The sequence below is a fragment of the Priestia sp. FSL H7-0729 genome, from assembly GCF_038005685.1.
Lineage (GTDB): Bacteria > Bacillota > Bacilli > Paenibacillales > Paenibacillaceae > Paenibacillus.
In genome coordinates this window covers 267132-279545 of sequence record NZ_JBBOTQ010000006.1, presented here as the reverse complement: position 1 = coordinate 279545, position 12414 = coordinate 267132, and the positions used below count along the sequence as shown (strand labels likewise).

13 protein-coding genes are annotated in these 12414 nt (G+C 43.7%); 7 read left to right on the top strand and 6 right to left on the bottom strand.

Annotation, left to right across the window (positions count from 1 at the left end):
* Window positions 1–83: 83 nt before the first annotated feature.
* From MHH93_RS16540 to MHH93_RS16530, 3 genes are all read left to right on the top strand, one after another.
* Window positions 84–965: an SDR family oxidoreductase gene (locus MHH93_RS16540; protein WP_440391494.1), complete on the top strand. Its 882-nt coding sequence runs from the start codon at window positions 84–86 to the stop codon at window positions 963–965.
* Window positions 966–1657: 692 nt separating this feature from the next.
* Window positions 1658–3046, top strand: a complete 1389-nt coding sequence (locus tag MHH93_RS16535) for an N-acetylmuramoyl-L-alanine amidase family protein (RefSeq protein ID WP_500054887.1) — start codon at window positions 1658–1660, stop codon at window positions 3044–3046.
* A 31-nt stretch (window positions 3047–3077) separates the two neighbouring features.
* Complete coding sequence (locus MHH93_RS16530) at window positions 3078–3623, top strand: GerMN domain-containing protein (protein ID WP_500054886.1); 546 nt, start codon at window positions 3078–3080, stop codon at window positions 3621–3623.
* A 152-nt stretch (window positions 3624–3775) separates the two neighbouring features.
* Here MHH93_RS16530 and MHH93_RS16525 read toward each other — a convergent pair whose 3' ends face one another.
* Both MHH93_RS16525 and MHH93_RS16520 read right to left on the bottom strand, forming a co-directional pair.
* Window positions 3776–5311: a replication initiation and membrane attachment family protein gene (locus MHH93_RS16525; protein ID WP_500054885.1), complete on the bottom strand. Its 1536-nt coding sequence runs from the start codon at window positions 5309–5311 to the stop codon at window positions 3776–3778.
* A gap of 385 nt (window positions 5312–5696) precedes the next feature.
* Window positions 5697–5990 (bottom strand): YuiB family protein, encoded by a 294-nt coding sequence (locus MHH93_RS16520; RefSeq protein ID WP_124117510.1) that lies wholly within the window; start codon window positions 5988–5990, stop codon window positions 5697–5699.
* A 410-nt stretch (window positions 5991–6400) separates the two neighbouring features.
* On the opposite strand from MHH93_RS16520, the gene hemQ reads away from it, so the two are divergent.
* Window positions 6401–7147, top strand: a complete 747-nt coding sequence (gene hemQ / locus MHH93_RS16515; RefSeq protein ID WP_024632647.1) for a hydrogen peroxide-dependent heme synthase — start codon at window positions 6401–6403, stop codon at window positions 7145–7147.
* A 255-nt stretch (window positions 7148–7402) separates the two neighbouring features.
* On the opposite strand, the gene MHH93_RS16510 is transcribed toward hemQ, so the two are convergent.
* Together MHH93_RS16510 and MHH93_RS16505 are read right to left on the bottom strand one after the other, a co-directional pair.
* Window positions 7403–7657, bottom strand: a complete 255-nt coding sequence (locus MHH93_RS16510) for a hypothetical protein (protein WP_500054884.1) — start codon at window positions 7655–7657, stop codon at window positions 7403–7405.
* Window positions 7654–8847: an NAD(P)/FAD-dependent oxidoreductase gene (locus MHH93_RS16505; RefSeq protein WP_036605766.1), complete on the bottom strand. Its 1194-nt coding sequence runs from the start codon at window positions 8845–8847 to the stop codon at window positions 7654–7656. Before MHH93_RS16505 ends, MHH93_RS16510 begins: the two co-directional genes overlap by 4 nt.
* A gap of 568 nt (window positions 8848–9415) precedes the next feature.
* On the opposite strand from MHH93_RS16505, the gene MHH93_RS16500 reads away from it, so the two are divergent.
* Window positions 9416–10390: an NAD(P)/FAD-dependent oxidoreductase gene (locus tag MHH93_RS16500; protein ID WP_500054927.1), complete on the top strand. Its 975-nt coding sequence runs from the start codon at window positions 9416–9418 to the stop codon at window positions 10388–10390.
* A 76-nt stretch (window positions 10391–10466) separates the two neighbouring features.
* On the top strand, window positions 10467–10718 hold the full coding sequence (locus MHH93_RS16495) for a hypothetical protein (protein WP_500054883.1): 252 nt from the start codon (window positions 10467–10469) through the stop codon (window positions 10716–10718).
* Between the two features lie 21 nt (window positions 10719–10739).
* Here the strand turns inward: MHH93_RS16495 and MHH93_RS16490 are convergent, their stop codons facing one another.
* Window positions 10740–10883, bottom strand: coding sequence for a sporulation histidine kinase inhibitor Sda (locus MHH93_RS16490; RefSeq protein WP_017692430.1), 144 nt, complete (start codon window positions 10881–10883; stop codon window positions 10740–10742).
* Between the two features lie 355 nt (window positions 10884–11238).
* On the bottom strand, window positions 11239–11898 hold the full coding sequence (locus MHH93_RS16485; protein WP_500054882.1) for a YheC/YheD family protein: 660 nt from the start codon (window positions 11896–11898) through the stop codon (window positions 11239–11241).
* Between the two features lie 238 nt (window positions 11899–12136).
* Here MHH93_RS16485 and MHH93_RS16480 point away from each other — a divergent pair, with 238 nt between their 5' ends.
* Window positions 12137–12391, top strand: a complete 255-nt coding sequence (locus tag MHH93_RS16480) for a hypothetical protein (protein WP_062837940.1) — start codon at window positions 12137–12139, stop codon at window positions 12389–12391.
* The last annotated feature ends 23 nt before the right edge of the window (window positions 12392–12414 follow it).

Sequence of the window (12414 nt, the reverse complement as noted above, 5' to 3'; positions counted from 1 at the left end):
GAATGTAAGACGGTAATTTTTCAAGATGAGAATGTAAAACAACTATTTTCATGTATTTATAGACGTTCAAAGGAGTTGTTAATATGGGGAAAATACTTATTACTGGAGCAACAGGTAATCTCGGTAGCAGAACGCTAGAACTTCTTCTCAAAAAAGTTCCGTCAAGTCAGGTCGCTATATTAGTCCGTGATCCGGAATCTGATAAAGTGGCAAGATTTATTAAAGAAGGTGTGGAAGCGCATCAGGGTGACTATTTTGATTATAACTCTCTTCTACGAGCTTTTGATGGTGTTGAAAAAGTGATGCTCATTTCCGCGGTAGCATTTACCGATCGCAATACACAACATTTCAACGTTATCGCTGCTGCAAAGCAAGCTGGGGTTAAGCAAGTGATCTTCACGTCGATCATACGAAAAGAAAATTCAAATCTTATTTTGCCCGAAGTAACGATGTCAGACTTGTTTGCTGAACAAACGCTTAAAGCATCCGGATTAGACTATACCATCCTGCGGAATCCACCATATCTTGAAGTCCTCAATTCGTTCTCTGGAGATGCACTTAAATTTGGAGGTGTGAGAGTACCCGAGGGTTCCGGTAAAGTAGCCGCTGCATCTCTGGATGATTTGGCGGCAGCCAACGTGGCTGTTCTCACCCAAAACGGGCATGAAAATAATACGTATCATCTTAGTGGCAGCGAGGCGAGTTCTTTTGCAGACATCGCTGAAACCCTCTCGGAGATTAGTGAGGAAAATATCACTTATGCGACCATTAGCGAAGATGATTATCTTGAAGTCATGGGCTGGCCTACCGGTACGAATGATTTCTTATTAGGTTGGATGCGAGCAATCAACACTGGAGAATTCTCGGAAACGTCTGGAGATCTTGAACGTCTGATTGGCCGAAAACCAATGTCATATAAAGAATTCTTTAAAATCAATTCTCCGTTTTCTAAAGTTAAAGATTGAAGTTAGTTAGCTGAATGAATTGGAGTATTGAAAAACATTAGAAAAACACATATCTAATTATGTAAAAAAAAGCCCGGTTCAAACCCGGGCAAACATAAACTTTTGTATAAATCACTTACTTATAAACTATACCATCTTCTGATGCAATTCCTCCTCTGAACATGAAAGATACCAATAAAATCCTGAGGTTACGGATCAATTGATTTAACGAATCTATTCCATATTGTTGAACAACAAACTCCACGAATAGGAACGAGAACCAAAACCTTTCATCGTACCGAAATCCCACGTATCATTATCTAATTGTTCGAACGTTGGGACTGCTAAATATAATTGGTCACCAAAAGAAGACATCATTGCATTTCCTTATGGAAATACGGAGAAGAGCATTTTAGCAATATACATACTAAGAAAGACCGTTTTATTCATCTCCCTCGGGCATTTTTTAGATACAATACAGCAAGCAGCAAAGTTAAACCGGTTAAAAAAATTGGCTCGAAAGAATTCCAGCAGTGGTTTAGATTAGATAAATAAAAAAACACATTTTCTTTACGACTTTCATGTCGTTTGCAGCGTTCATATTAATGAACAGAATATTATTGTAGATTTGGGTTTTCATAAAAAAAACAGGAGGTGATTAGTTTTCCCCCGTTAGGAGTCTAGTACTACGCAAATTATAACCGAGGTGTAAAATGAAGAAATCTATCATCCTGTTACTATTCAGTACGCTGCTACTCATGCTAATTCCCCTGCACACCCATGCAGCTACGAATCAAACTAAAATTATTTTAGATGGTCAGGAGCTAGTTTTACCTCATGATATTGAAGTCGTTAATGTACGAAACAATATTATGATTCCGATTCGAGTAGTCGCCGAGAATTTAAAATTCAACGTGAAATGGGACCAAAAGACACAAAATGTAAATATCGAACAAGCTTCCAATGCAATCTCTTTGACCGTTGGGAAGGATCAAGCTACAGTCCAAAACAACACCGTCCAACTTAATATCGCTCCACAAATGATCAAGAATACGGTTGTTGTTCCTCTGCGTTTTGTTAGTGAAGAGATGGGTCTGCGAGTGGGCTGGAATAACAAAGACAAGATTGTTACGCTAACTAGCAATAATGGTTCGGAGCCACCTTCCCCCTCGAATGGGAATGATGCAACCACTAACCTGGTTCATGATATAACTTATGCCAATAATCAACTCGTCGTCTCATTAGACCGTGAAGTTGCTCCAGTCATTTCTACACTTAAAAATCCTGAACGAATTATCGTGGATTTCCCATCCACCAATTTCGGAAACATGGGACAAGTCCCCTCTGGAGGATCCATGGGAAGATTGGATGTTAACGAATTTCCAAGTGTGACTGAGGTACGATATTCCCTTTTCAAAAATAATCCTCCTCAAGTTCGAATCGTAATCGAATTAAACAATATAAGTTCGGTGAATTACAAAAAGCAAAATATCGCCGGCAAATTTATCCTTGATCTAAGTATGGTCAATGAACCTGCGCCTGCAATCCCAGTGAACAGCGGCAAAAAAATAGTTGTTATTGATCCGGGACATGGAGGAAGTGATCCAGGTACAATAAGTTTTACCAAAAAACAAGAGAAGCATTTTGCCCTTGCTCTAGGCCTAAAAGTGCAAGCTCTTTTGGAAAAGGAACCTGATATAGAACTAATGATGACTCGGGAAACGGACATCTACCCTACAAGACCGGAACGTGTTAAACTCGCCAACGATCTCAATGCAGATGTGTTTGTATCCATACATGGTAACAGTGTCCCTGCTGCTCCTCAGATATCGGGAACAGAAACGTATTATTACCAACGGGAGAGTAGTAAAGCACTAGCGACCCTCATTCATAAAAATCTGATCGATGCCTTGGGATTTAAAGATCGTGGCGTTAAGAACGGAAACTACCAGGTCATCCGAGAAACCACGATGTCTGCCGTTCTTCTAGAAATCGGATTCCTAAGTAACCAGATTGAAGAAGAGGCCATGATGTCGGAAACCAATCTAAATAAAGCGGCACAAGCCATTGTGGATGGAATAAAAGAGTATTTGCAGCTATAGGGTAGAGAATAATTTAAGAGGATGTGCTTCTATGAAAAAAAGAATCTATTTGGTTATCACCATTTGTACGATAAGCATACTAGCGGTAGGTTGTGGTACCAAACCTGCTTCTACCAGTCCAGTGCAGGGTTCCGATCCGACAAGTACGACACCAGCGCCAATTGTTAACCCGAGCGAAGAAAATGAAGAATCTCAAGAAATTGAGGTTTTTTACGCCGATGATCAACTATTACAAATAGAGCAACATAAGAAGGAAATTACATTCAAAGATGACTCCGAAAAATACAGTAAGACCTATGCAGCCCTTCAAAGTAGTGATCAAACCGAACTAATTCCATTGTGGAGTAATATTGAACTACTTTCTGCTACTTTTGATCAAGGGAAATTAACGCTGGATGTGCATATTCCGGATGAAGCAAGATTAGGGTCTGGCGGAGAGATTTTAGCAATTGATGCTTTGAAAGGAACCTTTTTTCAGTTTGATGAAATAAACAGTATTGACTTGCTTGTTGACGGAGAAGCAACCGACAGTTTAATGGGTCATGCAGAATTAGAACATCCACTAACCCGTGAATAGATCCATAGGAAAAAACATTCTCTGTTTGGAGTGTAGAGATGCCACAACATACAATGCATGATTTAAAAATAAGAGCCATTCGCATCAATACGTTGCGAATGGCTCTTATTTTTTCGGTAAAAGTGGATTTGCACTTCTTCTTGGTCAGGGAGTTATAAAGTTCCTTTTTGTTTACTCGCCTGCATCTGCTGGGCAAATCTCATCATCTCTTCGAACTCTTCCTCAGATACGGCATCCCCATCGGTGCTTATGTCTTGTACAATCGGAATTTCGGGCTTGGCTTTGGTTCCTTTGCCGTATGTACGGGTACGGGTTCCAGCTGCACCAGCAGCCTGTTTGCCTTTGACCTTGGCCTGATCACGGATATATTGAACTGCTTTCTCATATGAGTTCACCTGTTTAAGCAACATGTTGGAGGCAATGGCCTCAACGAAGTTACGGTTAATCCGCTGCTCTCCGCCGGATACGAGCAATGCCATCAAATAATGAATCAATACATTGATAACTTCACCCGGCAACTTGTAACTAAGATCAATTTTCTCAAATATATCGATCAGATTGTCCGGTACTGCACCTGGGAAGAACGTCTGTAGCAGACGCGTATACGGCTCATTCCGCAACATCATATTGTATTGATGGATATCACACTTGGTCATAAATTGCGGAGGCACTTCGACGTAGTATTCCATCTGCACTCCATGTTCAAGAGGTGGTTCACCGGAGTCCTCTTTCCGTTCAGGCTCCTCCATGTGCTGTCTCAATGCCACTACCTTGGCTGCCTGTACGGTCTGTTGCTCATGACGCTTCTTCGTCTGTCTAAACTGCATGCTCGCCTTATGCTGGAGATCATCCAGAATCAGCTGGCCCTGTGGACTGAAGATATCATCTTCATCCAGCAGACGGCATACATCCTGCACACTGAGGTTGAACTTGTTCACGACATAATTCACAATGCCCAGTTGTTCATGATCGAACCGCAGTTGCTCCACATGACGGCGATTGACCGACTCTCGCGGGAAACGCAAAATAATGTCGGCGTAGTTCAAACTGTTTTCTTCCGCTGCATCATTCGTGCCTGTCCGCTGTGCCGTAGTTGAGACTTCCGACAAAGCCTGCTCCAACTCGTAATCAATCACATGGGTATTCAATTCAAATATATCGTAAAATGGAACGGAAATATTTTCTTTATTGGCTACCGGATAAGGCGCGTCCCCATTCTCCACTGCCGAGAAACCGGAACGCAGGGAAAGGACGGCGAATTTGCCAATCTTGTCACGAAGCAGCAGTGTCAAATGCTGTGTCCGGAAAAATTCTGCCGGAGAGAGCGGCGGTTGCAGCTCATATTCGTAGATGTAATCATCATTTTCCGGTATATATAGCCGTGAAGTCTGAAGAAGCCCCACTGCCTCAAGCTTGGATGCCTGCTCTACCAGATATTTACGCCCTTTTTCACTTGGCTCCAAGCCAAGCGTCATGAACAACCTCCGTTGCTGTTCAAGCGGCGAATAACCGACCTGTTCACCGGGAAGATGCTGAAACAACAGCCGATACAAGCCAACCGCAAAAGCACCTACCATGGGCTGATATGCTCCTGTAAGCATGCGGTCATCCAGGGCGCTAAGTCCAAACTCCCTGTATACGCAGTAGCGATGATGTTCAGTATAATGGTGCAGATTCTTCATGCGCATAGCCTGATCTCCTTCTCCCCAAAAGTATGTTTATCTATTCTATCATAAATGTCTGATCCTCAAATGTTCAAAAACAGGTAAAAAGATGGCCTGTTCTCGCTCCGTTTCGTCCTAGGTCGACATCATTCACGTTTTCGCCGAATTCAGCAAATTTCTAAAATAAAAATGTCGAGAGCCGCTAGAATACTATAAAAGCTGTAGCCGCAGAATACAAGGGAATATCTGAAGAGAATGTTCTCCAGATGTATATGAAGTACAAGTGTACAATAATCCTTCTAATATAAAGGAATAGCAAAAAAGCCTTCCCTTTGTACTCGTAAGCGTTTACGACAAAGACAAGACTTTCACGCGATTACAGTGGCATGTGTTACCTCGTTCCAACAATCTAAAACATTCTGTACCCACCCAAACGTAACTTCTGGATCGTCCAGCCACTAATTACCGCACCAGCCAGTCCCGCTACGCCCGTCATATAGTCCACAAGCTGGAAAGAACCCAGATGTGACATCAGAGACGACGAATGATCCCATAGAGAGTATACAACAACAGGCAGAATTACAATGATGAACAGATAGGAAGGAAACCAGGTGGTCTTCATCAGCATGTTCAGAATGAAACCGATACCAAACATCATAACAAAAAATAATACCATTAATACCAACACAGGTATAAATTGCATCGGGCGACATTCACCTCTTCTTTCACACATTCGGGTTTCACTTCTGGATAGTAGTTAGTGTACCGCAAAAAATGTGGCGAAGCAACGAACTTTCTGGACAAATTTCCCTATATTCACGCTCTGTTCATTTGCCCTTCTGCTTCATGTTGGGATACAATGTAAACGATAAAGTACTCACCCGTCCCTTATAGTGCGTGTTCAAAAAGACTGGTTTTCAGTACCGAGAAGATGGAATGAAGCTAGAAATGGAGTAGCGGAGCGTAGGAAGCTACGTGAGCAACGGACATTTCGGCTGAATGCCATATTCGATGCTGATGATGCCAACAGGCATTATTCGTAATCAAAAGCAGACTTTTTAAACAACCCCTTATAGGGATTTGGAAATATACCTTGCAGGAGGAACACAACCAATGAACGAAGCAGCATCAACACTGGAGGGCTGGTATGCCCTGCATGATTTTCGCTCGATTAACTGGGCCGCCTGGAAAGCAGCAGATGATGAAGAACGTGCTGTAGCACTGGACGAGCTGGAGGAATTCTGGAAGGAATGGAAAGAAGTCGAGAATTCTTCCCAAGGAAGTACGGTCGTGTATACGGTTGTAGGCCAAAAAGCAGATCTTGTCATGATGCACCTGCGCGAAACGCTGGAAGATCTGAAGGCTGTTGAGAACGCGTTTAACAAAACGATGTTTGCTCAATATACAACCAAATCGTATTCCTACGTCAGTGTAGTGGAACTGAGCAACTACCTTGGCAAAGAAGGCGAAGACCCGATGCAAAATCCAGAGATTATCGCCCGCCTGAAACCTGTTCTGCCACAACGGCAATACATCTGCTTCTATCCGATGAACAAAAAACGTGAGCTGAATGACAACTGGTACATGCTGTCCATGGATGAGCGTCGTACCATGATGCGCAGTCACGGCATGATTGGTCGCAGCTATGCAGGCAAAGTGAAACAGATCATTACCGGCTCCGTCGGTTTCGACGATTGGGAATGGGGCGTTACGCTGTTTGCAGATGATGCACTCCAGTTCAAGAAACTCGTCTATGAGATGCGTTTTGATGAAGTAAGTGCCCGTTATGGCGAATTCGGTTCGTTCTATGTGGGAAGCCTCTTGAACGAAGAAACGTTGGAAGACATGCTTAAGCTGTAAAATAGTACACCGCACAAAAAAGCACCGCGACATCTCCTGTAAGGGATATTGTCAGCGGTGCTTTATTATCTATGAATATTCTACTACCTCAAGCTTGATTTAGATCTATATTGTTTGAACTATTTATTTACACAAAAACGGAAAGGACAGAAAAAACCTGAAAAAGCGAAGCGTTCGCCTTTATCACCGGATTTTCCCTTTAACAAAAGGGAATCAAAAAAATCTGGGGATAACAGCAATTGGAAAGTTATGTCTCTAATCCTGCTCCTCTTCATCAACAGCTTTCAGTGATTCGAGGAATTCGGCTGTGGCCCGGTCACGGTCACGACCTTTCTCTTTAAGCCGCTCAATCGCGGGCATAATGAGAATATCCACTTCTTTCTGCACGATGTAGGCCAGATCATATTGATCCTGTTCCTCGAGATAACCACCGACCTGCATCAGGGCGTTGTATCGATCCAGTTCGTCACGCGTTAATAATCCCCGGACCTGAACACTGCAATGTCTCATCCAAAAAACCGCCCTTTCTTCAGGACTAGCGGAATACCACCAATGATGAACAGATAACGCAGATCAACCAGCTTCTTCAATTGAGCCGCTTTCCAACCCTTGTATTTCTTGCCGCCAACAACAGCAATCGCTTCACCTTTACCCAATGAGGCAACCGTTCCTTTGCTCGTAAATACAAATGGTTGTGGCTGTTTTTTGCGAATGGATGCCACGACGTTCTTGGCGCAGTTCACACCTTGCTGCATCGCAATCTGGGCTGTTGGCGGATAAGGCCGTCCTTCCGCGTTAAAGACAAGTGAATTATCACCAATGACATAAACATGCTCATGTCCAGGGGCCCGCAGATAATCATCTACCTTCACACGTCCTCGCATCACTTCAAGACCTGCCTGTTCAAGCAGTGAGTTACCGCGAATACCACCGGTCCACACCACTGTGGCAGCATCGAGCTTTTCACCCTCACCCACAATAACCCCGTCTGGGAGACATTGCTTGATTGGAACACCAATTTTGAAAGTAACGCCCTTCTTCTTCAGCACATTCATCGCATGTTCTACCAGCTCCGGGTCAAATCCAGGCAAGGCCGAAGGCGCCGCCTCTACATTATAGATGTGCACATGTTTTGGATTCACGTCGAATTCCTTGCACAGTTGTGGAATACGATCTGCAAGTTCAGCTACGAATTCAACACCGCTGAAACCCGCTCCACCTACGACAAAGCGAATACGATTTCGTTTGTTATCGTTTTTGTACATCGCAAATTGATATTCGATGTGCTCTCGAATCAGTCTGACCGAGTTAATACTGCGAATTGTCATGGCATGATCGAGCATACCCGGAATACCGAAGGTCTCAGGCTCACCGCCTAGTCCAATAATCAGGTAATCATAGGATAACGTACCGTCCTCCAGAATGATCTTCCGATCCTGCAGACGAATCTCCTTCACTGAAGATTTCACCAGATCAATCTTGAATTCATCAATCAGCTTCGATATAGGAACTCTTGCATGCTCAATGGTATCCGTGCCGGCTGCCGGCATATGTAGATGTGTAGTAATATAATGATAATCATGCCGATTCACCAATGTGACGTCGGCCTCGTTATAGTTCAATTCCTTCTGCAGCCGCTGGGCTGTCAGAATCCCGCCATAGCCCGCGCCGAGGATGACGATTTTGGGAATACTGCTCATGTCTATACCCCTTCCGGTTTCACTTGCATCAGTCCGATCCTGGGTGAGATGCAAAATGCACATACTTACAAATATTGATGAGGTCTTGCCCATTATGACGACAAATGTTAACTTCGCGAATTTATTTAAACGTTTGCATCAATTTCATAGCTCATTCAATTGATTCGTTTGCCACGCAAGTTATCGTTTCAAGTTGTGAAATTAACCACAAGATTATACAAAATACGGGATCTGTCTTCATATTACATATTGACTCTAAATTAGACAAAAAAAACACATAGTACAGGTCAAGGATATCTGTATTTCTAGCAAAGATCAAGGTTTTTTTTGTTATTTTTCATAACCTTTCATTTCCAATTTCATCCTATTCTCATCTGATCTTCATCAATTATTCTCAGATTCGTGATACAGCTAACTTTGCAACCCTGAATACACCGTTTATAATAGGAAAGACAGTTCAGCACCCATGCCGGTTATGATCCGTAGCCTGCACATTTTACCTGTTAACTACCTATTAAAATATGAAAGGTGTTGTTGATTCTTGACTGCACAGAATTCCAGTCATGATATGACTGATTTACTTATTATCGGTGGAGGCCCTGCGGGTCTGTTCGCCGCATTTTACGGTGGGATGCGTCAGGCATCCGTTACACTGGTTGAAAGTATGCCTCAGCTTGGCGGGCAACTTGCTGCTCTTTACCCGGAGAAATACATCTATGATGTAGCCGGATTCCCGAAAGTAACCGCTCAGGAACTGGTGAATAACCTTATTGAGCAAATGAGTCATTTTAACCCGAACATCCGCCTTGAAGAAAAGGTTGTATCGGTTGAGAAAAAGGATGAACAACATTTCATCGTGAAGACGGATGAGAATGAATATCATGCCAAAGCTGTCATTATTACAGCTGGAGTAGGTGCATTCGAACCACGTCGCCTGGAGCTTGAAGGTGCTGCCAAGTTCGAGAAGAGCAACCTGCACTACTTCATCAGTGATCTGAATGCCTTCGCTGGCAAAAAAGTACTGATCAGTGGCGGCGGAGACTCCGCAGTAGACTGGGCACTCATGCTGGAGCCCATCGCTGAACAAGTGACGCTGATCCATCGCCGGGACAAGTTCCGTGCGCATGAGCACAGTGTCGAAAACCTGATGAATTCCAAGGTGAATGTCGTTACACCAACCGAAATCACCGAACTTCATGGGGATGATACCATTACCAAGGTAACCCTTTCCCATGTGAAAACGAAAGAAACTCAGGAAATCGAAGTAGATGACGTGATTGTTAACTTCGGATTCGTCTCTTCTCTCGGACCCATTGCCGAGTGGGGCATCGAAATTGATAGCAACTCCATCGTTGTTGATTCCCGCATGGAAACATCCATCCCAGGAATCTTCGCTGCCGGGGATATCACAACATACCCGGGTAAATTGAAGCTGATCGCTGTCGGATTCGGTGAAGCTCCAACAGCCGTCAACAATGCGAAAGTATACTTCGATCCAGACGCCAAGTTGTCCCCAGGACACAGCAGTAACATGAAACGCTAGTTTCGCTGTATTAACATATATTGATACAAAAAAGGGTATCTTACTCCTGAGTGAATCCATATCAGGAGGGATACCCTTGTCTTATATATGCCCGCTGTGTAACGGTCTGGTTGTACCGGAGCAGGCTTGCCCCCACTGCCTTCAGGGACTGTTAGAATGCGGCAAATTGGACGACTACACCGGACCATACAGCCCTTACGTATTCCAACCTTCCTCTGACATGGCAGACGAAGCCGAAAACGTTTGCAATCATGTGATGTACTGTCACCATTGTCAGACGAGCACACCATGGCTTGTCTCACTATGGAACTTGTCCGGAAACCTGTGACATTGCCTGCAATGAGGATCTCTAGTGAAGAATGGCAGATACGTCGGTACCCAGTTTGCGCTTATGGATTTCTGCCAACAGCAGTGCGATGAAATCTCGTTCGAGATTCAACTCAATCGCTTTATGGTAGGAATCCAACAACATCTCATCGGATAACATAGCCATTTCCCGCCACAACCTTTCCTTTTTTTTCCTCAAAACTATCATATCAGAGATTCATATAGAGAACAAGCGTTCTTGTTATCCACAACAATATGTGGAAATCCTGTGCATAGTTTGTTGATAAATGGTAAAAATGTTGAGTAATCAACATGTATAGTGTGGACAATACTTATGCACAGGAAGGATGTACGATCATCAGAACGTTGATAGGCATCGTTTTTTTAAAATAAATTCATAGTTTCAAGACTGGTTGCGAGTAAATTACCCAGTAATGTAAAATTTCAAACGTTTTTCATTCTGTTTTCTTCTATATATTATCGGTTTTCCTTACATTTTCTTGAGCTTTTCCATCAATTTTCTATTGCGGTCGGGTATTCACTTCTAAAATCCAGATCTTGCCGGAATAATCCAGTCCATAATCAAAACCAAGCTGACCTACACCAGGGAACTGACGTTCCATAATGTACGTGCATGTCAGTGTAAGTGAACGCATCTCCCTGCGTTTGTGCCGACCGGATATATGAGGCAGGGATAAGCCAAGAGCTTGCCTTCCTGATAACATGGTGCCCCCCTTGCTCAGATTGGTCACACATAATCCGGGACGAGCAAGTCGTCCAACCAAGGAACGGAATACCCAGCCTCGTTCGGTCTTGACAACTTTGACTCTGTAATCGACAGGTCTTCCTTGTATCGTTGCCAGATGAATGCCTTGCTGGATCAAATACCTGCGTCTGGCTTTCACACGCACCAGAGAGCGATACATCTGGCTGAAACTGGCGAAAGAACGTGTCGTTTTCATATGGGTGTATCGATAAGCCCCACCGCTCGCCGATACCCGGATGACACCGTAACCTCCGCCTCCTACAATAGGTTTGACATACACCATTCCATAACGACTGAGCATGTGCAGCAGATTACCCGAGTTGAATGCTTTGGTCTGTGGAATATGGACAGCCGCTACCGGGTACTTCATCAGTGCAGCTGTCTTCCGCCATTTGCTTGCAAGTTGTCTCGACATGGGTTGATCTCCTTCCTTGAAACAATAGTCCTTCCTTATACATACTCAACAGAAGCCTTGCTTTCTTGGATGTTTGTCCGCGGCAGGGGCCCCTTTTCCATGTAACCTGTCCCAGGGTGATGGCGGAAACGGGAACAAGCGCCCGGTTTGCTTTTCAAACAAGTCAATCTGTCGTATGCTACTAAGGAATGGCTTGGAAGGGTTTTAAATATGAGGATCTAAGGAGCGTTTAGAACAAATGGAAGCATTTTTCAAATCCCTGTATGGCGTAGCCTATTTTGCAATGTCGATCGTTCTGGTAGCCGTTACGGTACTTCTCTTTGTCACAGGTATTCGACTGTTTATTCAAAAGCGCAATCGCGGCTTTGCCGTGAGTTGTCTTATATTTGCCTGTTTCATCGTTTTTATCATTGTTGTTATGTTAACTACGCCCTTCTCTGCCACACCGCCGGGTTCACCGGAAGCCATGGCTGCCCTTCTTCACTTCGGGTAGTTGAACCTCTGTAGAAGGAGATG

Excerpts from the sequence above, each read along its gene's own strand:
- MHH93_RS16540 (WP_440391494.1), top strand. The coding sequence starts at position 84 with ATGGGGAAAATACTTATTACTGGAGCAACAGGTAATCTCGGTAGCAGA.
- MHH93_RS16535 (WP_500054887.1), top strand. The coding sequence starts at position 1,658 with ATGAAGAAATCTATCATCCTGTTACTATTCAGTACGCTGCTACTCATG.
- MHH93_RS16530 (WP_500054886.1), top strand. The coding sequence starts at position 3,078 with ATGAAAAAAAGAATCTATTTGGTTATCACCATTTGTACGATAAGCATA.
- MHH93_RS16525 (WP_500054885.1), bottom strand. The coding sequence starts at position 5,311 with ATGCGCATGAAGAATCTGCACCATTATACTGAACATCATCGCTACTGC.
- MHH93_RS16520 (WP_124117510.1), bottom strand. The coding sequence starts at position 5,990 with ATGCAATTTATACCTGTGTTGGTATTAATGGTATTATTTTTTGTTATG.
- hemQ (WP_024632647.1), top strand. The coding sequence starts at position 6,401 with ATGAACGAAGCAGCATCAACACTGGAGGGCTGGTATGCCCTGCATGAT.
- MHH93_RS16510 (WP_500054884.1), bottom strand. The coding sequence starts at position 7,657 with ATGAGACATTGCAGTGTTCAGGTCCGGGGATTATTAACGCGTGACGAA.
- MHH93_RS16505 (WP_036605766.1), bottom strand. The coding sequence starts at position 8,847 with ATGAGCAGTATTCCCAAAATCGTCATCCTCGGCGCGGGCTATGGCGGG.
- MHH93_RS16500 (WP_500054927.1), top strand. The coding sequence starts at position 9,416 with ATGACTGATTTACTTATTATCGGTGGAGGCCCTGCGGGTCTGTTCGCC.
- MHH93_RS16490 (WP_017692430.1), bottom strand. The coding sequence starts at position 10,883 with ATGGCTATGTTATCCGATGAGATGTTGTTGGATTCCTACCATAAAGCG.
- MHH93_RS16485 (WP_500054882.1), bottom strand. The coding sequence starts at position 11,898 with ATGTCGAGACAACTTGCAAGCAAATGGCGGAAGACAGCTGCACTGATG.
- MHH93_RS16480 (WP_062837940.1), top strand. The coding sequence starts at position 12,137 with ATGGAAGCATTTTTCAAATCCCTGTATGGCGTAGCCTATTTTGCAATG.